The following is a 23,345-nucleotide window of genomic DNA, read 5'->3' on the forward strand; positions in this document are numbered from 1 at the left end:
GAAAGGATAACTACTTTATTCGTTTTTGTTCATGGTTTTGAAACCTGAATTTATTTTTTATTGGAGTTTTTGATGTCACAACAAACCAGTGATCTTGTCATTAATGCCCCCCAATTGCCGAAACAAGGTGGGGCTATCATGTCGGCACAAACGACACCTGGGCATGCAGGCCCGACAGGCGATATGTCTTTTTCTATTCCGTTTCCGGTGAGTCAAGGGCGTGGATTTGCACCGTCATTATCATTAAGTTATCAAACCAGTCAGGGGAATGGTGCTTTTGGTGTTGGGTGGAACTTACCCTTGATGTCCATACAAAGGTATTCACGAAAAGGGGTACCTAATTATGATGATACCGATCTGTTTATTGGTCCTGCTGGAGCGATACTTGTTGCCCTAAGAGACAAGCGTGGGGCTGTCATTACGAAAGAGCGTAATAAGCTGGGGCTTATATCATTTGATGTTACGTATAAAGTGACAACGTATTGCTCTAACGTAGCGGATGGCTATGAACGCTATGAGCAATGGCAGCAGACTGACGCATTGCATAAAATATTCTGGTTGGTGTTTGGTCAAGATGGCACTCTACATTGTTTAGGTAAGAGTAGTGTTGCGCAAACGGGTGACGAAAATGATATTGCTGAATGGTCGATAGAGGAAAGTGTATCACCCAACGGTGAACATATTCACTATGAGTATACGAGTGAAAATAACGAGGGCGTGGTTGATTCACAGTCTGAAAATGTGCGAGAACGCGGTGCATTATCTTATTTAACCCATGTTTTTTATGGCAACCTACATCCAGATCCGAGCTTGTATTGTCTAAGCAAAAAAGAGCAAGACAAGCAGCACGACTGGCTGTTTAGTGTCGCACTCGATTATGGGCAGCGCGCTGCTGATCCTGATATTATTCCAGCATGGCGGTCAGAAGAACAGCCTTGGGGAGTCAGGAGTGATTCTTTTTCAAGTTATAGCTACGGTTTTGAAGTTCGCTGTCATCGCTTGTGTCGACAGGTTATCTTGTTTCACCATTACCCTGATGGTTTTTCTGACAGAGTAAGTGCCGCGCCGCTTGGTGTTTGTCGCTTGCTATTTAACTATAATGAAAACCCTGTTTTAACTACATTGGATGGGGCTCAACATTGGGCGTATGGGCAAGCAAAAAAAGAGATAAATATTGAATCTCAGCCAGCACTTCTTTTTGAGTACCAAAATGATGAGTTGGCGTCTGGTGCCTGCTGGAGTCAATTACCTTCGACCCCTGGTATTAATGATGCTCCTTTTTATCAATTTGTGGACTTATACGGTGAAGGGCTATCAGGGGTACTTTACAAAAATGGTCAGGATTGGAAATACCGTTCACCAGTAAGAGATTGTTCAATAACAGATAATCCTGATGCAATAAAGTTCGGTAATTGGAAGAATGTACCTAAAGTACCTTCTTTGCAAGACGGGACACAAATGCTTACTGATATTAATGGCGATGCGCGTTTGGATTGGGTGTCGATGCAACCCGGACTGAATGGCTTTTTCACGTTAAACGATGACGGTAATTGGCAATCGTTTAGTCCGTTATCTGCCATTCCTTCGGAATTATTGAGTGGTGAGGGTATATTTGCTGATATTGCAGGGGCGGGGTTGTCTGATGTCGTGGTTATTGGTCCAAACAGTGTGCGTTTTTATCCGAATACTCGAAAAGGCTTTGCGCCAGCAAAAACGGTAGATGCTACATCATTAAATCGTCCATTGCCTATAAGGGGGCGTGATGATCGCACCTTGGTGGCTTTTGGCGATGTACTGGGGTCGGGTCAAGCACACCTTATCGAAGTTACGGACAAGGTGGTTTATTGTTGGCCTAATAAAGGCAAGGGACGATTTGGCAATTGCATTGAATTACCATGGAATTTTGATAGTACGACACCATTTCAACCAAATCGATTATATTTGGTCGATGTAGACGGTTCTGGAGCCACAGATCTCGTGTATGTTAACGCGGATAAAATGACGCTTTACAAGAATCAGTCGGGCAATGGATTTGTAAAAGAAACTGATATTGCTTTACCTGATGGTGTTAATTTTGATGATACTTGCCAATTATCCTTTGTTGACTGGTTCGGTACTGGAGGGCTATCTGTTGTATTTAGTCGGTCGCACAAGGATGCTCAACATTATGTATTAAGTTTGACTGCAAATAAGCCTTATTTATTGACGAAAATTAACAATAATTGCGGTGCCATTAGCCAAGTTCGTTATCGTTTATCAGGGCAGGAGTGGCTAGATGAGAAGGCCGAGGATGCGAATGCGGTTTGTCACTTGCCTGTGCCCGTTTACTTGATGAAGGCGTCCACACAATATGATGAAATTACGGGAAATCAGCTTACTCAACACTATGCGTATCGAGGTGGATTTTATGATGGTTTCGTTAAGGTTTTTCGTGGGTTTAGTTATGTTGAAACATTAGATACTGATCATGTTTCTGATCATGCGGCTGATACTGACACACCACCATTAAAAACTTGTCGTTGGTACCATACTGGTGCGCCGGGTACGCTAAAAAAATCTAATTTCTGGCGTGGTGATAAAGCCACATATCATCTTAATGATACTTACTACTGCGATGGTGATGGGGTTATAAATATCACACAATATTCAGCTGAAATGCAACGATGGCTAAACCTTGCATTGAGTGGTTCATTACTGCGTGAAGAAGTGTACGGTTTGGATAATTCGGTGTTGAAAAATACGCCTTATACTGTGCAGAGTGTGCGTTATCGTGTTGAACTCGTGCAGGTTTTAGCTGCGCATGAAGAAATGCCAATATTGCGTGTACAGCAATTAGAGTCGCTTTACTATCAATATGAGCGCGTGAGTGATGATCCGCTGTGCAAACAAACTGTCCAGCTTGCTTTTGACGAATTTTCTTTGCCAACGCACAGTGTTTCGATTAGCTATCCTCGTCGGCAGAATATATCTAATAATGTGTGGAGGAATATTTATGCATTGGCAGGAGACGTTGACAAGGATGCGCAACAAACGATACTGAAAATTCATGAAACGTATAATGAATATATTCATCAGAATAATGCGGATATCTACAGTCTGATAGGATTGCCAGTAAAAACGCGTACGAATGTGATAATGGGCAGTGATGTGAACGTTCCTCAAGGGGGATTTTGCTTTGAGCGCCTTTTAGAAGTGAACTCAGTGTTATCTCAAGCCGCAGTTCGTCACTTTACAGGACAGCAACAAAGCCATTATTTATTAGATAATGCTGTGGGTGAGGTTCACTTTCCGCCTCGGGTGTTAAATACAGATATCGCTGTCTTTGATGATAATGCATTGGTCGCGTATCGGGATGTATTGACACCGACACAACTGGAGAGTGAACTTAGGCTGGCGGGCTATAAAAAAACATCGCGTTTGTTATCTGCGTACTCGGCTAAAGAACGCGATGTCTGGATCAAAGAGCAGGCGTTTACCGAATATAACGAGGCAGACAACTTCTTTTTACCAAAACGAATGCAGAGCGATGTCTTATCAGGGAAAATGGAACTCCGCTATGATCATTACTGTTTGTCTGTACTTGAAACTGTCGACCCATTGGGTAATTCAGTAACATATGAGCCGAATTACCAGCAATTGAATGCTTATAAAATTATAGATAGCAATAAGAATACAGAAGCGGTATCTGTTACGCCATTAGGCTCTCCTGCGATGAACACTTTTTATGGTACTGAAAATGGAGAGGCGATTGGATTTTCGGATGTCGGGATTTCCAGTCCTGTATTGAGTGTGTCCTCTTTGATTGAACAGGCCAATAATAATGTGCAGCAACAAGCCACTCTATTTGCAAGGGATGGATTTAGTTGGATGGCAGATAAGTGTCCTATCCACGAAGTGATGTTGACTGCAGATAATTATCCGAATGGGGCGCAACAACAGCAGATTCAGATCCAAGTGATGTACAGTGATGGGTTTGGCCGTGAGTTACAGAAAATGGAGAAAGTGCCACCAGGTAAGGCTTATCAACGTACCAATACTGGCATGCTTGCTCTTGATGCAAATAAGCAGCTTATTTGCATGCACTCAAACACTCGTTGGCGCGTATCTGGGCGTACAGAATATAACAATAAAGGTCTCGTTGTTCGGCAGTATCAACCTTATTTTATCGATGATTGGCGGTATATTACTGATGTGTCGATGCGCATGGAAGGGTATGCGGACACGCATTATTATGATGCGCTGGGTCGTTTGATCAAAGTTGTCACAGCGAAAGGACATGAGCGCCGCCAGTATTACACCCCTTGGTTCTCGGTGTCAGAAGATGAGAATGATACTTGGGCAGATACTCAGGTGAAATAGATAGGTAAAGCATTGCCTTTAACAAGGGAATGCTTTTTATATAAGGAAAATTAAATGGCAGCAACCCCAAATATGTATAGTGGGACGCCCACCATTACAGTTACAGATAACTGTGGACTGGCTGTTCGAACTGTTGAATTTAACCGTACCAGAGATCACGAAGCGTTAGATACGCAGATTACTCACCATATTTATAATGCGGCAGGTTACCTTGAAAGCAGCATTGATCCTCGTTTTTTCACGGCGTTAGCGACAAATCCAAGCACAGATGTTCAGCATAATATGGCCTATATTACGAATTTGGCTGGTGAACAGTTACGTGTTAACAGTATTGATGCGGGCATTCGCATACGTTTAGCGGATGTGACAGGCGCACTGCATAAAACGTGGGATGAGCAAGGGACAAAGAGTCGCTATGAATATGATGATGCGTTACATCGACCTGTTGCGGCTTACATACAGCGAGACAGTGTGTGTGATGGTGCTGAGCTGGTGGCAGAGCGTTTTATTTATGGTGATGGTACCGTAGAGAGTACTGACAAAAATCTGAATATGCGATTAATTGGTCATTATGATCATGCTGGCTTGGCTCAGACAAGCAGTATGAGTCTGGCTGGACAACCACTCGTGCAAACGCGTCAGCTGTTGAAATCTAAGGTTGATGATAGTCATTGGTCGGGTGACGTGGTGCAGGATTGGCAAAACAAATTGGATGCGACCGTTTATACCAGCCAGTGTGCATATAATGCCTTGAGCATGATATTAATGCAGTTAGACGCCAAAGGTAATCGACAGCGCAGTGAATATGATGTAACTGGGGCTGTTAATGCCACGTATTTCCAAGTATCAGGCTCTAACGATGAGCAAAGTATTTTAGCGCATATCGATCATAATGCGAATGGACAAGTTATTTCTGAAACTGCAGGTAATGGCGTGAATACCTCTTATCTGTATGATGAGCAAGACTGGCGTTTACAGCAGACGATAACGACAAGGTTGGAAAAGTCAGGCCGTTCAGCAAAATTGCAGCACTTGCATTATGAGTATGATCGAGTAGGGAATATTTTATCGGTTGATGACAGTGCAGAGGCGCCGCGATTTTATAAAAATCAGCGTGTACTACCGAAACAAACCTATACCTACGATGCATTGTATCAATTGATCTCGGCCTCGGGGCGTGAAAATGATAAGGCGTCAACTCAAGTTGCATCGCTGCCTAAGCTTAATGATAGTGCGCAGTATGTTAACTACAGCCGCACTTATCGTTATGACCGAGGGGGAAATCTTCACATGATTGTCCATCACGCCAATAATGGCAGTCAATATACCTTGAAAATGGCAGTTTCGGATAAAAGTAACCGGGTTATTCAGCAGAACAGTGACAATAGCATTATGGCGGGGGCTGTAGACAGTTACTTTGATACGCATGGTAATATCAAACTACTTGAACACAGTAAAAATTTAATTTGGGGACGTACAGATCAGTTAAAGCAAGTCTCGTTAACGAACTTAAAAAAAGAAGTGTATCAGTACTCGGGACTAGGCAGTCGCCTTCGTAAATTTTTATCAGACAGTAACACGGGCGATGAGTCGGAGGTGGTGTATTTACCGGGACTAGAGCTGCGAGTTATGCGTAAAAATGGAATTGTGATAGAAGCATTACAAGTGGTCTCAATGATGAACACGGGGCATAACAAGGTTCGAATGCTACATTGGGAGAAAGGAAAGCCGACTGATATCTCAAATAATCAGCTTAGATACAACCTAGATAATCACTTGGGTAGCTGTAATCTAGAATTGGACGAACACGCGGCGATTTTAACCCAAGAGGAGTATTACCCGTTTGGTGGCTCAGCGCTTTGGCGTGGCAAAAACAGCATTGAGGTCAAATACAAAACGGTACGTTACTCTGGTAAGGAACGGGATGCGACAGGGCTGTATTATTATGGTTATCGTTATTATATGCCGTGGATGGGACGTTGGTTAAATCCGGATCCTGCTTGGACGATTGATGGACTTAACTTGTATCGGATGGTGAGGAATAACCCGGTTACCTTACGGGATAAAGACGGTAGAAGTCCGGATAAAAGTAAAGATTTATATTTTACTCAGGCGCATGTGAAAGCGTGGAATAAGCAAACTACAGGTGCATTCAAAAAAGAGAATGAAAAACTGAGTATTGTTGGGAAAAAAATAGGCCAATTAGTTAGAAACCCTTATGAGATTAAAGATTATACCAGTTTAGACAAAGAGTTAGATACAATTTTAGCGGATAAGAAAAATAAGAAGTATGCGGATACGATACATGATTACAAGAAAATAATTAGCCATAACTTGCCATTAGGTATCGATGAATGTAACAAAGCAGTGGATGAGCAAGTGAATTTTTCTGGAAAGGGTGACCTATCGGATAAAAGACTACAGAAAATTCGAAGAAAAATATTGGTTAGTGACTTAAAAAAGGATGGGTATACGTTAAATCGTATGTACACTAATAATATACAAGCCATGGCTGATAAGGGGGTTAAAGGTAATGAATGGATTGGACGAGGAATGTGCGCATCAGTAACGGAGGCAATAGGTGGGCACTCTAAAGAAGTTGAACCATACAATGGTGGGACGAACATTAAATGGAATCATCATTTTAATACAACAGGGGGAAGTACCTTTACTGATGGCACCTGGAAACAATTTTTCCAAGGCCAAAATACATCAAAATTACCGGGGATTTTTGATGGTTCCGCACAGGACTTTATGAATCTAAAACACCTCTCGGAAGAGTCTAAAAAAGAATATTTGACATTCATTGGCTACATAAAACATGTAAAATAATGTGGGCATTATGCACAGATTGTAGGGTGAAGCATAAGCTTCACCCTCTAAAATACGTGATTGCTATTTTTATAGAGTAACCGCAGCTATCCAACCAAAGATAATAAGTGGGATATTATAGTGGATAAAAGTTGGGATCACTGAGTCTCTAATATGATCATGCTGTCCATCAACATTTAAACCCGATGTTGGACCTAATGTTGAATCTGATGCTGGTGAACCTGCATCTCCAAGCGCGGCTGCGGTGCCCACAAGAGATGCTGTGGCTAGTGGTGAGAAACCAAACTGCAAAGCAAGAGGTACATAGATAGTCGCAAGAATTGGGATTGTAGAGAAAGATGAACCAATCCCCATCGTTACCAATAAACCTGTTACTAGCATTAGCAATGCAGCCAGACCTTTATTGTCACCAATGACTCCACCGATTGAACTCACTAATGACTCAACACCGCTTGTTGCTTTCATTACTTCAGCAAAACCTGATGCTGCGATCATAATGAAGCCAATCATTGCCATCATGTGTACACCGCGAGTGAACATATCTTGTGTTTCGTGGAATTTTATAACACCACCAAGCGTAAAGATAATGAAGCCAGTGAGTGCGCCAAGAATGATTGAATCATAAGTTAACTGTAAGCTTAATGCTGAAACAATCGCAACCATAGCCACAATGATGTGACGAGGGTTAAATTCAACCGGTTTATTTTCTTTAGCGGTTAATTCGCTTTCAACCAAATATTCACGAGGTTTACGATAGGTAAATGCCACGGCCGTAATTAAACCAATAACCATACCTAATACAGGTAAAGCCATTGCCGTTGGTAATTGCTCAGCAACAACATTCGCACCGTTATCATTTAGATTTTTAAGTAGAATGTTGTTTAAGAAGATGCCACCAAAACCGATAGGTAGGAACATATACGTTGCAGTTAGACCAAAAGTGATCACGCAAGCGACAGCACGACGGTCTAATTTTAATTTAGTCATCACACCAAGTAGCGGGGGAACAAGTAAAGGAATAAAGGCAATATGAACAGGGATAACGTTTTGTGATGAGATCGCGACGAGTAGTAAGGTGAAGAGTAAACCGTACTTAAAACCGTTAATTTGACGTTGTGAGTTACCATCACCTAGACGGCTAACAATTTTAGCTGCGAGTAGGTCTGTAATACCTGACTTTGAAATTGCAACGGCAAATGCACCTAACATGGCATAGTTTAAGGCAATTGACGCACCACCACCTAAACCTGAGTTAAAGGCCGAAATAACTTCTTCTAAAGGTAAACCACCAATTAAACCACCTAAAAAGGCACTAATTGTTAGTGCTACAACCACATTAATCCGCATAAAACTGAGGATTAGCATAGCTAGCACTGCGATAACTACAGGATTCATTTATCTACTTTCCAATGTTAATAATTCTATTGAAGGTAGTATATAAAACTATACTACATAAGATAAGTGAATTTTAAGTCTATTTATGGGTAATTATGCAGATGTAGTGAATTATTGCCGTTAAAAATGAAAAACCTTAACTATTTGATAGTTATTTTTATATTGATCATTTGTTGCGAAGAGCATTTTGAGTGCTAGCATTGCTTTATGCACTTGGGTTTTTATTCTTTAATTCCTGTGCTTTAAGGTCCTTTATAGGGTTTTTGTCAGCTGGCTCTAGCGATAGCACCTAAATTGTGCGGAAGTTTGTTGTAAAATAAACCTGTGCTTATTAAGTTTTTATGGTGAATTTTTCGAATTAGAGTCGGTGTTTAGGCTGCATTGTTAGATTTTTATGGTGTTTAATAATTCATGATTAATTTAGCTAAAATAAATAACAATAAAATCAATACTATTGTAATCAGCACTTGCTTTCATCGGTATTTCATCCTTAAGACGACTCCCTATTCGGCTTATATGAATAAATCTATCCGAATTATACACCAATTGGTTGAGCTAGTTACGCAGCAGTGTCGACGTATATTTTGGGTCTCACTCATGTTGATTTCTACTTCAGTAAATGCCGGAGATATAGAACATGATAAACAGAAACACTTTATTGCCGAGACGGTAATTTGCGGTACAACCATGATGTATACAGAAAGTTGGTGGCAGACGATACTCGTTGGTTTGTCTATTGGAGTTTTGAAGGAAACCTATGATGCGGGCCAAGAAGGGAATGAGTTTAGTAAAAATGACATGGTGGCAAACATATTAGGGTGCCTGGCTGGAGCAAGTTATGGCGCGACAGTGTTACATTTTCATTATGAAAGTGATACAGATACTACGACCATCAGTATTAAGGGGAAGTTTTAAGTAGCAATACTCATACTCATATTCATATTTTGCCCCTATACAGTTACAACATTACGGGTCACGAAGGTTCGCGATACTTGTTGTTACAAAGGGGCATAATGATTTATTCGGTGTCAGCGTTTAACGTGCTATCACTTACCGTTTCTAGTTCTGCTTCTTCTGGAACAGGTAGTGGCCAACCGCCCATATCTTTCCATTTATTCACTATGTAGCAAAATAATTGCGCAGTTTGTTCTGTATCATATTTAGCAGAATGCGCTTGTTTATGATCAAAAGGAATACCGGCAGCCATACATGCTTTAGCAAGTACTGTTTGACCAACGGCTAGACCAGCAAGTGTCGTGGTATCAAATGTAGCGAAAGGATGAAAAGGATTACGTTTAATCTTTTCTCTATTCGATGCAGCACTTAAAAAACCGTGATCAAATGCCGCATTGTGCGCAACCATGATTGCACGATGGCAACCTGTATCTTTTAAGCCTTTGCGCACAGCTTTATAGATCTCGGTGATCGCTTCGCGTTCAGGCACTGCACCACGTAATGGATTAGTTGGGTCGATACCGGTAAAGTCTAAGGCTGCTTGCTCTAAATTAGCACCTTCAAATGGTTCAACGTTAAAGTGTAAGGTATGCGAAATTTTAAGATAACCATCTTCATCCATTTCTAGGATAGAAGCGGCGATCTCTAACATCGCATCTGTTTGTGCATTAAATCCCGCAGTTTCGATATCGATAACAACAGGGAAGTAGCCACGGAATCGTTGGCTAAAAGCTGATTTTTCAGTTGTGCTCATGTGATCATTAATTAATGTTGACTTGGATAGGATTATGCCATAATAATTGCTTGTCCTCTAATCAACTTTACTAATTTATTGCTAGTTGTCGGCATAACCAACAAGGAATCAATTTTAGGCACTTTTTATTTTTTAGATATTTATAGAAAAGTAACTCAAGTTATTTCACTTAATACCGATAAGTTAATATGGGCTTCGAATAAACAGGATTTTGAACCGTATGATCAACTGCCAACATTTTATAATTGCTTCACTTGTTGCTTTTGGTTCAGCAACTGCTTCTGCTAACATAAAAAACTATGCGGCCAATTACGAATTCTCTCAATGGGAAAATAGTCGTTCTACGCCTGTACAATGTAGCTTGAAGCATGATATTCCTCGTTACGGGCAAGCCATTTTTACTAGTCGCGCCTCGAAATTAATCAACCTTGATTTTGAATTAGATATGAAACGTCTACCTGCGCAAGCTGAAATGGCTTCATTACGTTCTGTTCCACCAAGCTGGAAGCCGGGGAGTGCAGCCCAAGATCTTGCTGATGTTAAACTGTACCGCCAATTTACGGGGTATGTGAGTGAGCAGCCTGCTTGGCGCATGCTTGATGCATTAGATTCTGGCGACTATCCCACATTCTACTTTCGAGACTGGTACCGCGGCGGTGAGTTTATTAGCGTTGGTCTGTCTTCGGTTAACTTCCAAAATAAATACCAAGAATTTCTAGAATGCGTGAGTAACCTATTACCCTATAGCTTGGATGATATTGCTTATTCGGTGCTTGATTTTAATACCGCAAGTGATGAGTTAACACAGAAAAGTCAACAACGTTTAGCGATGATCAGTGAATTCTTACAATACAGTCCAGACATTAATGTTGTTGTTGTTGATAGTTATACTGGTAGCTATGGCGACGAGTTACAAAATTTACAAACATCTTCGTTACGTGCCGAAAATATTAAGCAATATTTTTTAGACAGTGGCCTTAAAAACCTAGAAATCGAAACCAATGGTTATGGCGAGAAAAGCCAAATAGCATCGAATAGTAATATTATTGAACGACAAAAAAATCAACGCGTTGTGATATCATTAGGGCAACCCATTCTTTAATCGCATTCATTTCTTAGTCTATATTGATATTCTCAATATAGACTGTCTGTACAAAATCATTATAAATAAAGTACTACGCAGAGTCTTCTGCTAAACTACCGGTATTATTTATATGAATTAACCTATGTTTTACCTGTAAGACAATGTATTAATTTGTAAGCCATTGTAATAAACCATTTTATGGTTTAGTTGTGTACTTTATAATCAGCTGAATTAATTGTTCCACATAGAAATGGAACGACGTTTTTAGCTAAAGGATATTTAATGCTTAACTCTTTAAAACGACGATTGGGTGTACTTTACCCCATTGTTACTACATTCTTTATTTGCCTCATTCTATTAAACATTTCTCGACTAGGATTAAGCCTCTGGCAGGCAGATCGTGTTACTGACGTTAGCGGTTGGGGGACGATTTTTCTTAGTGGTTTACGCATCGATATCGCGAGTTTGTCTTATTTGTTGATATTACCAGCAATGCTGACGTGTTTTCTTTCTAACGATGGTCTGGTTGGGCGAATTTGGCATGTAATACTTCGTTTGTGGATAGTGACAGGCTTGTGGTTCGTGATGTATATGGAGCTAGCGACACCTTCATTTATTATGGAGTATGATGTTCGTCCGAATCGTCTGTTTGTCGAGTACTTGATTTACCCGAAAGAAGTGTTTGGCATGCTTTGGAGTGGTTACAAGCTCGAGTTATTTATTGGTATGGTTGCGTCAATTATAACCGTGCTGGGAGGGTGGAAATTAAGTGGTCATCTTGTTAAAGGGCTGACATTCCCTCGTTGGTACTGGCGTCCTATATTAGCATTGTGTGTGGTAGCTGTTTGTGTGATGGGGGCCCGTTCTACTTTGGGGCATCGTCCGATGAATCCTGCAATGATTGCGTTTTCAAGCGACCCTCTGATGAATGACCTTGCGTTAAACTCGTCTTATTCATTGCTATTCGCGGTGAAGCAAATGAAGTCTGAAGATGACGCGTTTAAATATTACGGTAAGATGGATACACAACAAATCATTAAATTGATCCGTGAATCGACGAGTCTTTCTCCTGAGCAGTTTACATCAAACGAACAGCCCACTCTTGCTATGCGTAAAGCAACTTACCAAGGTAAACCAAAGAACATTGTGATTTTGTTGCAAGAGAGTCTAGGTGCGCGATATGTGGGGGCTTTAGGGGGATTACCACTGACACCAAATCTTGATGCTCTCATACAAGAAGCGTGGAGTTTTAATCGTATGTATGCAACTGGTACGCGTTCAGTTCGAGGCATTGAGGCTGTAGTAACGGGATTCTCCCCAACGCCTGCTCGTTCTGTTGTTAAATTAGGTAAAAGCCAAACTAACTTCTTTACGGCAGCAAATGCATTGAAGAAAAAAGGTTACCACACTCAGTTCATTTATGGTGGAGAGAGCTATTTTGATAACATGAAAAGCTTCTTCTTAGGTAATGGCTTTGTTGATATGCAAGACTTCCCAACCTTTAGTAACCCTAAATTTGTAGGATCTTGGGGGGCGTCAGATGAAGACCTGTACGATAAAGCGGACGAGCAATTCGCCATGTTGTCTAAGCAAGACAAGCCATTTTTCAGTTTAGTGTTTACCTCATCGAATCATAGCCCGTTTGATTATCCTGATAATCGTATTACAGCGTATAACACACCGAAGCAAACACGTGAAAATGCAGCTAAATATTCAGACTACGCATTAGGAACCTTTATTAATAAAGCGAAAAAGTCGTCGTATTGGAAAGACACTATTTTTGTGGTGATTGCGGATCATGATTCACGTGCTTACGGAAACCAATTAGTACCGATTGACCATTTCCGTATTCCAGCTGTGATCTTTGGTGGTGATGTGAAGCCGCGTCAGGATGATCGCTTAACAAGTCAAATCGATCTGCTACCAACATTATTGTCACTGGCTGGCATTGATAGTGTGACGCCAATGATTGGTCACGATATGACACAAAACATTGACCCATCGAAGTTACGTGCGATGATGCAGTTCTATAAAAACTTTGCGTGGATGGACAATAATAATGATGTCGTTATTTTCCAGCCTGAAAAGCCAGAATCTAGCTACCATTACGATGCAAACACTACGAACTTGACCAGTAAGCCAGTATCGAAAGATATGGTCATTAAGGCTAAAGCTAATGCACTATGGGGTAGTTTAGCTTATAAGAATAACTTATACACACCAGTAAATTAGTATTAATCTGTTCAGGCTTAAGCTTGACTTAGTATAGCTATGATATAAAGGCGTTAAGAACGATACTCTTAGCGCCTTTTTATTGTGATATCATTAGTATAAGCAATTCTTCAATATCACTCAGCTGTATAGGACGTGTTATGCAATTCTTACATACAATGGTTCGTGTCAAAAATTTGGAAGCATCCTTAGACTTTTACTGTAATAAACTTGGTTTAATCGAAGTTAAACGTAATGATTATGAAGCTGCACGTTTTTCCCTCATCTTTTTAGCTGCTCCTGGCGATGCAGAACAAGCGAAAAAAACATCTAGCCCAACACTTGAACTTACCTACAATTGGGATGAAGAAGAGTATGAAGGCGGTCGTAATTTTGGTCACTTAGCTTACGAAGTTGAAGATATTTATACTACATGTGCAGATTTACAGGCCGCTGGTGTCATTATTAACCGTCCTCCACGTGATGGTTATATGGCATTTATCCGCTCACCGGATGGCATCTCTATCGAGTTATTACAAAAAGGCGATAAATTAGCACCACAAGAACCTTGGGCTTCAATGCAAAATATTGGTGAATGGTAACAAGTCATTACTGGGTTGCAATCACTCGCTATTAGTGTGATTTATTAAATTTTATCATCGTTAATAAGTCACATTAATTTAATCTTACTACTATTTAACTTTAATATACTATAAAGTTATATTAAACACTTCCTTTAGTTTTTAAATATATAAAAACTGCATCATATAACAGATTGATATACATATATGATTCTTTATGAATAAAGAGAATAACTCTTGCTAAATTAATTTTAGTTGTTCTATTTCAATGAAAATAAAATGTAAACATTCTTATCTATATTTTTATTTAACAATTAACATGTGCCCAAGCTTTTAATATCAATGGCTTGTATCGTGGTGTTATTGTTTTTATTCAACTTGTTAAAAAGGTTAACTTTTTATTTAAATTTGTTTTTATCGTTTTTAACGTTAGAATTAAATTATATTTATAGCTTTGTTGATATTTTAAACTATTAAAAATTGCCCTGTTAGAATTATTAATCTACAATCGCGGCCTCTTTAAATTCGACAGGTTTTATATGTAATGTCTACACAACTAGCTAATCCAGCACCACTGGGCCTAATGGGCTTCGGTATGACTACCGTTTTATTAAATATCCATAATGCGGGTTTTTTCCCTATGGATTCAATGATACTTGCAATGGGTATTTTCTACGGTGGTATTAGCCAAATTATAGCGGGTATTTTATGCTACAAACGTAATGATACGTTTGGCACAACTGCCTTCATCTCTTATGGCTTTTTCTGGTTAACATTAGTTGGTCTGATCTTAATGCCTAAAATGGGCGTAGCGGCAAGCCCTGCACCATTCATGGCATGGTATTTGTTATTATGGGGCTTATTTACTGCGGGTCTATTCGTTGGTTCATTACGCTACCCACGAGCAAAACAAATCATATTTGCTTCATTAACAGCATTATTTTTCCTGCTAGCTATTCGTGATTTTAGTGGCAGTGCTGTAATTGGTGTAATCGCTGGTTATGTTGGCATTTTCTGCGGTTTAAGTGCGATGTATTTCAGCATGGCACAAATACTAAATGGCGAGTTCGGCCGTGAAGTTATGCCTGTTGGCAAACCTGTTTTTAAATAATCGCGAAGCCTGTTTTATATAATAGGTAAATAGAGCGATTAAACATGAATATTACAAAGGCGCGTTCAATGATTTGAACGCGCCTTTTTGATAGCCAATATCGCGTGTTTTTAATTAATCCCTTTTTCTCGTAAATCGCCACCAAGACCAACAATATAGTTTTACTATTTAAATACAGAGAATTAAGCCGTAATACCAAGTAAGGTCGTGGTGATATAGAAATAAATCAATAACCCCGTAATATCAACGAAGGTAGTAATAGCAGGACTTGCTACAACGGCAGGATCTAATCGAAATGACTTCGCTATTAACGGTAAAGTTGCACCAATAACGGTCGCCGTCAGTACCTGTAAAAACAATGCTAATGCGATCGCTGAACCTAGTAATGTCAACGTTATATTGCCCGGTAATTCGGTGCTACCCGATAAAAAATAGACCTTTATAAATGAAGCGACTGCTAACGCTAAACCGATTAAACTCGCTATTTTTAACTCTTTCCAGACAACAGTGAGCCAGTTTTTAATTTTCAGTTCCCCTAATGCTAAGGAACGTACAATTACAGTTGCAGATTGACTTCCAGCATTGCCGCCAGTGTCAGCAATCATAGGCATGTATAAAGCGAGTATTGTTAATGCGGCAATCGCATCGTCATAACTCTGAATAATCATGCCAGAGAAGATCCCGATAGCAGCTAAACCCAACACCCAAAATATGCGTTTACGCACATGATCTGTTACTGACATATCAAGGTAACTTGGCTCGTTTAGGTTGCTCTGAATACCCATTTGTAGATTTACATCTTCCGTTAACTCCACCTGCATCACTTGAGAGGCTTGCTGCCATTGAAACAACCCAACTGGATGGCCGCGTATATCAACAATGGGTAAATAGTCTGTATTGCTCATTTGTAATTGGCTGACTGCATACTCTTGATCTTCCCCAAGATGGCAAGGTTCAACTTGCAATGCTATATCTGCTAATAAGACATCATTATCATGTTGGAGCAGCATCTGTAATTCCAATAAACCATAATAACGCCCATGTTGGTCAACAGTTATTGCAGCTTTAGAGTGGAGACCTTTTTCCATTAATTTAACGTGCTTTACTGTCTCTGCAACTGACATATTAGAATTTAGCAGCAGGGGGGTAGATGGTGACATAACAGAAAATACTGGACTGTTAACCGAACTTAAAATCTCAATATCGGCAAGTAGCCAAGCAGGTAATAATTTTTTTAAATCTAAACCAATATCCTCTAACGATAATTTTTTTATTTGATGGTATTGATTTAATGTTTTATTACTAAACCAATGACGAATATCTTCTATTGAATTATTTTTGAAAAACATAATTAATTTATTCTTCGTTTCATCACTCCATAAATCAAATGAATTATTAATATCATTAAAATTTAAGTTTACGTTGTCATTTGATGTTGGTTGGTGTGTATTATTTTTTAGCGCTGTATTATTGGACATGAGAAGTCCTCCAATATAATAGGATTAAATATATTTGATAATATTAATAGCAGCGAAGGTGGGTATATTAATTACGTTATTTAATTTAGGCTTTAATTATATTAAAGTCTAAATACACTACCACTACATATCGCTTTTGGGATTAGTAGTGGACTAGGGGGAATGTCAATTTCCATTTTATCACCTGTTAAATCAAGTGCTTGTATGTAGCCATGTCTGCTGTAGCGTAATGATTAACAATCGTTACTTATTACATATAGCTAATATTTAAACACACTTGATTCAATTTAATATTGATTAAACTTTTACTTACCATAACCGATTAATTATCGAAAGTAAGGGGTATTTGTAGTGAATAGCAAATACGTCTGAATAATAATTATTATTTCAGATTATTTATGCTTTATAAAATGAGAGAGTATAAATAGAGGAGGGAGTCGTTTTATAATGTTAAATCCAAGTCTCTATATATAGGCTCTCCTACAATGGTCGCTTTCCATATTATTTTCCTTTGTTTGATTAATTCGAGCGGATTGTAAGTTTAATGATATTTAAAGTCAATATTGAAACGGTATACTTTACATTAAATATCATTCTAGCGAGTCGCTATTCTTCAGGGTATATTTTGTCTTTAAACTCACAAAGATCTTCAATTAAACAAGATCCACAACGCGGTTTACGGGCGATGCAAGTATAACGACCGAGTAAAATTAACCAGTGGTGCACATCTACTTTAAATTCAGCAGGTACCACTTTTAGTAGCTTTGCTTCTACTTGATCAACGTTTTTACCCATGGCTAACTTAGTGCGGTTTGAGACGCGGAAGATATGCGTATCAACAGCGATTGTCGGCCAACCAAATGCAGTGTTTAATACAACATTCGCGGTCTTTCTGCCAACACCTGGTAGTTCAACTAAGGCATCCAGATCTTCGGGTACAACCCCATTGTGCTTCTCTAATAAAATCTGACAGGCTTTAATGACGTTATTAGCTTTGGTGTTGTATAAACCAATCGTTTTAATATAGCCTTTTAGCCCTTCAACACCTAAATCAAAGATCGCTTGTGGCGTATTTGCAACAGGAAAAAGTTTATTAGTCGCTTTGTTTACACTCACATCTGTAGCCTGGGCTGACAGCGTAACTGCAACAAGTAGCTCAAATGCTGAGGAGAAGTTTAGCTCAGTTTCAGGATGGGGATTATTATCACGCAGACGCTCTAAAATAATGCGGCGTTTATCCTTGTTCATATCTTGATCCTATATATGATACCAATCACAATAAATAGATGATCACTTATTTAATGAAATTGGATAAAGCCATACTGATAATTATAAATTAGTATGGCTTAAGTTGTTTTAATAACTGTTTGTGTTGATTAATTCGCTGTCGATTCAGTATCTGAAACTGACTCAGGCTCAGATACACTAACAGGCTGTGCTTTACGGCGTTTATCTAGTTGTTCATCAATAGCATGCTTCAGAGCCATCAAAAATCCCATACCGATAAATGCACCGGGCGCTAAAATTGCTAACAAGAAGCTTGTATCCGCATGAAAGACTTCAATACGCAATACACTCGCCCAGTCACCTAATAGTAGGTCCATGCCGTCAAAGAGAGTACCTTGACCTAATACTTCACGAATAGCACCTAATACAATTAATACGCTGGCAAAACCAAGACCCATAAAGAAGCCATCAGCCGCAGAAGGTAAGACTTTATTACGTGATGCAAATGCTTCAGCACGACCAATAATAATGCAGTTGGTTACAATTAACGGAATGAAAATACCAAGAGATTGATATAATTCATAAACATAGGCATTCATAAGTAATTGTACTGTTGTTACAAATGAGGCAATAATCATGACAAAAATAGGAATACGTATCTCTTTTGGCACGCATTCACGTATCAGAGAAATTGTCGTATTCGAAGCAACAAGTACTAATAAGGTCGCAAACCCTAGTCCCATCGCATTCGTGACGGTTGCCGTTACGGCAAGTAGGGGACAAAGCCCTAATACTTGTACTAAACCAGGATTATTTTTCCATAACCCTTGATAGATAATATCTCGATATTGGCTCATGATTTACTCCAACAAGAAGGCGCGCTTTGTAGTTCAGAAAATTGATCTGACTGATAAAAAGTAAGTATATCTTTCACTGAACTCACAACTGCTCTAGGTGTAATAGTGGCGCCAGTGAATGAATCAAAGTCACCGCCATCTTTAGTCACGGCCCAAGTATGTGCATTCTCTTTAGTTAGCGTTTGGTCAACAAAGTCATCTAGCCAGTTTGATTTACGGTATTCAACTTTGTCACCTAATCCTGGTGTTTCATTGTGTCCAAGAATACGTACACCCGTTACTTTACCGACGGTATCAACACCGACAACGAGTTTAATATTACCGCTATAGCCCTTTGGTGCAATACCTTCAATTGCGTAGCCTACAGGTTCATTATTTTTTGTTGCCGTGAAAATACGTTGCGGTTCAGATGTGCCAAGTAGTGCTTCATTCGTCATTAATTTACAACTTTGAAAAATATTATTGTCATGACCATTTTCTGGCAATAGCTGGTTAATGATTTTCAGTAATTGGGTTTGTTCTTGTTCTGCAATACGGTCTTTTGTCACCGTATTCGTGATCGCAACAACAGAGGTACAAGCAAAAGCAAATAAGGCGAGTATCGCACCATTTTTTTTCATTGATACTAACATGGTGATCTCCTATTTATGACCGTAAACACGGGGTTGAGTGTAATAGTCAATTAACGGTACGCACATGTTCGCGAGTAGTACTGCAAACGCAATTGCATCAGGATAGCCGCCCCAAGTTCGAATGATATAAACTAATGCACCAATTAATGCACCGAATATGAGTCGGCCTTTTGGTGTTGTTGATGCTGATACCGGATCGGTGGCAATAAAGAATGCGCCTAACATGGTTGCACCTGAGAACAGGTGAAATATTGGCGAACCTACAGCATCCGGTTCCCACAAGTAACCAATGAAGCTTATTACAAATAAACCACCTAACAAACCTACTGGGATATACCAGAGGATCGCGCGTTTACTCAGTAAATAAACACCGCCTGCAAGGAAGGCTAAATTAATCCATTCCCAGCCTAAACCTGATAACCAGCTAAATTGTTCTTTGGCTTGGATCTCGCTAACCGTATGGCCCATAGCCAGACCTGTTTTTAAGGTATCAAGCGGGGTTGCCATCGTGATACCGTCAATATTTTGCATCAGCTGATGCGCGGTATGACCGTCTAAGGTAATGCCTGAAAAAATAACGTTAAAGACATCCCATAATGATAATTCATAACCTGTTATTTCACTCACAGGGGGCCAAGTTGTCATTTGCAGCGGGAATGAAACAAGTAACATCACATAAGCGACCATTGCAGGGTTAAAGATATTTTGACCTAATCCCCCATAAAGATGTTTTGCAATACCAATGGCAAATACTGCCCCCATGACACTGATCCACCAAGGCGCAAAGCCGGGTATTGAAATACCGATTAATAAACCAGTTAACAAAGCACTGTTATCTTGTATTCGGCTTAGTATTGGTTGCTTACGTAACTTCAAAATTACGGTTTCAGTAATAATGGCTGTCATACAGGCCAAAACGATATGGATGAGGTTACCTGCACCAAAAAAATACCATTGTGCGGCAATACCTGGGATTGTCGCCAGAATAACGGTACGCATCAGGTTACTGGTGCTACTACCACTGTGATTATGGGGGGAGCTTGCTAATCTAAATGCCATGTTATTTGTCACCAAGTTGGGCTAGTTTCTTTGCTTTCGCTTTTGCTATTGCCGCGGCAATAGCTGCTTTTTTCTTATCGACAGGCTCGGTTGGTTGAGCCTCGTCGGGTGAATCGCTTGTTTGCGCTGTGGCTTTTTTAGCTTTTGCGCGAGCAACCGCAGCAGCAACGGCGGCTTTCTTGGCATCAGCTGCAGGCGCTGGTGTATCAGTTGTGGTTTCGCCTGACTGTGCAGCTGCTTTCTTGGCTTTTGCGCGGGCAACCGCAGCAGCAACGGCGGCTTTCTTAGGATCAGCAGCAGGCGCTGGTATGTCAGTGTCAGTTGCTGTTTCACTTGACTGTGCAGCCGCTTTCTTGGCTTTTGCGCGGGCAACCGCAGCAGCAACGGCGGCTTTCTTAGGATCAGCAGCAGGCGCTGGTATGTCAGTGTCAGTTACTGTTTCACTTGACTGTGCAGCCGCTTTCTTGGCTTTAGCACGAGCAATTGCAGCAGCAACGGCGGCTTTCTTAGGATCAGCAGCAGGCGCTGGTATGTCAGTGTCAGTTGCTGTTTCACTTGACTGTGCAGCCACTTTCTTGGCTTTAGCACGAGCAATTGCAGCAGCAACGGCGGCTTTCTTAGGATCAGCTGCAGGCGTTGGTGTATCAGTTACGGTTTCGCCTGATTGCGCAGCTGCTTTCTTGGCTTTAGCACGAGCAATTGCAGCAGCAACGGCGGCTTTCTTGGCATCAACTGCAGGCGCTGCTGTGTCAGTTACGGTTTCGCCTGATTGCGCAGCTGCTTTCTTGGCTTTAGCACGAGCAATTGCAGCAGCAACGGCGGCTTTCTTGGCATCAACTGCAGGCGTTGGTGTATCAGTTACGGTTTCGCCTGACAGCGCAGCTGCTTTCTTGGCTTTAGCACGAGCAATTGCAGCAGCAACGGCGGCTTTCTTTGCATCAACTGCAGGTGCTGGTGTGACAGTTGTGGTTTCGCCTGCTTGTGCGGCAGCTTTTTTGGCTTTGGCACGAGCGATAGCATCGGCAACCGCTGCTTTTTTCGCTTCAATCGCTGGACTAGTTGTTGTTTCTGCAGGTTGTGAACCTTCGGCTTCTCGCTTAGCTTTAGCAGCTGCTTTTCTCGCTTTTCGTTCTGCAATGACAGCTGTATTATCTGGAACCCTAGTATCAGTGGATGCGGCAGCGGCTTTCTTGGCTTTAGCGCGAGCAATTGCATCCGCAACTGCAGAACCTTTATTTGTGTTACCATCGGCTGTAACTTGTTCTGCAGCTTTGGCTTTTTGGATACGTTCCATTGCGGCTTTAACAGGATCTTCACCCGTCGTCGCTTTTGCTGCTGCACGGCGTTTTTCTGCAGCTTCTTTTTGACGCTGTTCACGCTGCGCTTTTTCTAATGCTAGGCGTTCATTACGTTTCTCAAAACGTTCTTTAGCAATCGCTGCCGCAGCAAGTTCTGCATCACTTTCACGTACTTCAACTTTCGCAATACGGTATTGGTGAACAAGTGGTATTTGGCTCGGGCAAACATAGCTACAGGCGCCACATTCGATACAATCCATTAGATTATAATCGGCAAGTTTAGTGACGTCTTTTGCTTGGCTATACCAATGTAATTGCTGTGGTAATAAATCGACTGGACAAGCTTCAGAACATTCACCACAACGAATACACGCATCAGGTTCTCTTACTTGCGGTATTTCATCTTTGATTGGCGTTAAAATACAGTTACCTGTTTTAGTCAGTGAAAACAGACCGTGCGGTAATGTAAATCCCATCATAGGGCCACCATAAATAATCGCAGCGGCTTTTTCTTCATCGCACTCGAACTCACCCAGTAATGCACTGATTGGCGTACCAATTAACGCTTCTACATTGCGTGGTTGTGGGAATGCTTTGCCGGTTAAGGTAACAATACGGCTTAATAATGGCTGGCGATCTATGATTGCTTGTTTGACGGCATAAATAGTACCGACGTTTTGCATGACGACCCCTGATTGTGCAGGTATCTGACCTTTACTAATTTCTTTACCCGTTAATACTTTAATTAACTGCTTTTCACCACCGTTCGGGTATTTTGTCGGCACTTTACGTACGATGATATAAGCACTTAGATTGGCTGTTTTAATCGCTGTTTCTAACGCATTTGCGGCATCAGGTTTATTATCTTCAATTCCGATGACACAAAGTACAGGTTTGATCATGTGACGTAATATCTCAATACCTTGAATTATATCATCAGCGCGTTCACGCATGAGCACATCATCAGAAGTAATATAAGGTTCGCATTCAGCAGCATTGATTAGTAAGAACTCAATTGGCTGCTTATCACTTAATTTTACAGCCGTTGGGAAACCTGCACCACCCATACCAGCAACACCGGCTAGGCTTATATGTTGTTGCAATTCAGCTGTTGATAGCTGCTTATAATCGAGTGCTGGCTCATTTTCGAGTGTTCGATCTTCTTGATCGCAAATTAGTTTTATTGCAATTTCAGGCGTTGCTGATGGGTGAGTACTTGGATATTGTGCAATATGCTCAATCGTACCTGACGTTGGGGCATGAACCGGCACAGACATAAACGAGTCGGATGCTGTTAGCGGTTGGCCTTTTAAAACTTTGTCACCTGGAGCAACAATTATCTGACCGCCTTGGCCAATGTGTTGCTTAACAGGAATTATCAGGTGTTTAGGGATACTCGCCGTCGTAATTGTTAAGCGCGTTGACTGGGCCTTATTTTCTTGTGGATGTACACCACCAAAGTAGCGCCACAGTTTACCATTTTTAATTTGTTCGATTAATGAAATCATGTGAC

Annotated in this window: 15 protein-coding genes; 7 read left to right on the forward strand and 8 right to left on the reverse strand. The window is 40.5% G+C overall.

The features are described from left to right. The first annotated feature begins 72 nt into the window (after window positions 1–72). The gene (locus HWV02_RS07590; RefSeq protein WP_211690063.1) at window positions 73–4,359 is read left to right on the forward strand and encodes a SpvB/TcaC N-terminal domain-containing protein; all 4,287 of its coding nucleotides are present in this window, start codon (window positions 73–75) and stop codon (window positions 4,357–4,359) included. 54 nt (window positions 4,360–4,413) lie between these two features. Continuing rightward, window positions 4,414–7,191, forward strand: a complete 2,778-nt coding sequence (locus tag HWV02_RS07595; protein ID WP_211690064.1) for an RHS repeat domain-containing protein — start codon at window positions 4,414–4,416, stop codon at window positions 7,189–7,191. 69 nt (window positions 7,192–7,260) lie between these two features. Here HWV02_RS07595 and HWV02_RS07600 read toward each other — a convergent pair whose 3' ends face one another. After that, window positions 7,261–8,586, reverse strand: a complete 1,326-nt coding sequence (locus HWV02_RS07600; protein ID WP_211679169.1) for a Na+/H+ antiporter family protein — start codon at window positions 8,584–8,586, stop codon at window positions 7,261–7,263. Between the two features lie 597 nt (window positions 8,587–9,183). Between HWV02_RS07600 and HWV02_RS22785 the strand changes: the two genes are divergently transcribed. After that, window positions 9,184–9,501 (forward strand): hypothetical protein, encoded by a 318-nt coding sequence (locus HWV02_RS22785; protein ID WP_255550612.1) that lies wholly within the window; start codon window positions 9,184–9,186, stop codon window positions 9,499–9,501. A gap of 103 nt (window positions 9,502–9,604) precedes the next feature. Here HWV02_RS22785 and rnt read toward each other — a convergent pair whose 3' ends face one another. Then, window positions 9,605–10,294, reverse strand: a complete 690-nt coding sequence (gene rnt, locus HWV02_RS07610) for a ribonuclease T (protein WP_211679171.1) — start codon at window positions 10,292–10,294, stop codon at window positions 9,605–9,607. A 220-nt stretch (window positions 10,295–10,514) separates the two neighbouring features. Here rnt and HWV02_RS07615 point away from each other — a divergent pair, with 220 nt between their 5' ends. The 4 genes from HWV02_RS07615 (at window position 10,515) to HWV02_RS07630 (ending at window position 15,281) form a co-directional block, all read left to right on the forward strand. Then, on the forward strand, window positions 10,515–11,396 hold the full coding sequence (locus HWV02_RS07615) for an OmpA family protein (protein WP_211690066.1): 882 nt from the start codon (window positions 10,515–10,517) through the stop codon (window positions 11,394–11,396). Between the two features lie 264 nt (window positions 11,397–11,660). Continuing rightward, window positions 11,661–13,610, forward strand: coding sequence for an LTA synthase family protein (locus HWV02_RS07620; RefSeq protein ID WP_211690067.1), 1,950 nt, complete (start codon window positions 11,661–11,663; stop codon window positions 13,608–13,610). Between the two features lie 140 nt (window positions 13,611–13,750). Further along, entirely contained in the window at window positions 13,751–14,191 is a 441-nt protein-coding gene (gene gloA / locus HWV02_RS07625; protein ID WP_211679174.1) for a lactoylglutathione lyase, read from the forward strand. 523 nt (window positions 14,192–14,714) lie between these two features. Further along, entirely contained in the window at window positions 14,715–15,281 is a 567-nt protein-coding gene (locus HWV02_RS07630; protein WP_211679175.1) for an acetate uptake transporter, read from the forward strand. A gap of 182 nt (window positions 15,282–15,463) precedes the next feature. Here the strand turns inward: HWV02_RS07630 and HWV02_RS07635 are convergent, their stop codons facing one another. The 6 genes from HWV02_RS07635 to rsxC all read right to left on the reverse strand — a co-directional run bounded on the left by HWV02_RS07635 (window position 15,464) and on the right by rsxC (window position 23,340). After that, window positions 15,464–16,759: a magnesium transporter gene (locus HWV02_RS07635; RefSeq protein WP_211679176.1), complete on the reverse strand. Its 1,296-nt coding sequence runs from the start codon at window positions 16,757–16,759 to the stop codon at window positions 15,464–15,466. Window positions 16,760–17,365: 606 nt separating this feature from the next. Next, the gene (gene nth, locus HWV02_RS07640) at window positions 17,366–18,007 is read right to left on the reverse strand and encodes an endonuclease III (RefSeq protein ID WP_211690068.1); all 642 of its coding nucleotides are present in this window, start codon (window positions 18,005–18,007) and stop codon (window positions 17,366–17,368) included. A gap of 128 nt (window positions 18,008–18,135) precedes the next feature. After that, a complete protein-coding gene (locus tag HWV02_RS07645; RefSeq protein WP_211690069.1) occupies window positions 18,136–18,843 on the reverse strand; it encodes an electron transport complex subunit E in 708 nt (235 codons plus the stop codon). Further along, window positions 18,840–19,475 carry an electron transport complex subunit RsxG gene (gene rsxG, locus HWV02_RS07650; RefSeq protein ID WP_211679179.1) on the reverse strand — a complete coding sequence of 212 codons (636 nt, stop codon included), beginning with the start codon at window positions 19,473–19,475 and terminating at the stop codon, window positions 18,840–18,842. The genes HWV02_RS07645 and rsxG overlap by 4 nt, the downstream gene beginning before the upstream one ends. A 9-nt stretch (window positions 19,476–19,484) precedes the next feature. Further along, complete coding sequence (gene rsxD / locus HWV02_RS07655; RefSeq protein ID WP_211690070.1) at window positions 19,485–20,534, reverse strand: electron transport complex subunit RsxD; 1,050 nt, start codon at window positions 20,532–20,534, stop codon at window positions 19,485–19,487. A 1-nt stretch (window position 20,535) separates the two neighbouring features. Then, complete coding sequence (gene rsxC / locus HWV02_RS07660; protein WP_211690071.1) at window positions 20,536–23,340, reverse strand: electron transport complex subunit RsxC; 2,805 nt, start codon at window positions 23,338–23,340, stop codon at window positions 20,536–20,538. Window positions 23,341–23,345: the final 5 nt, after the last annotated feature.

It is taken from the genome of Moritella sp. 28 (assembly GCF_018219435.1).
Classification (GTDB): Bacteria; Pseudomonadota; Gammaproteobacteria; order Enterobacterales; family Moritellaceae; genus Moritella.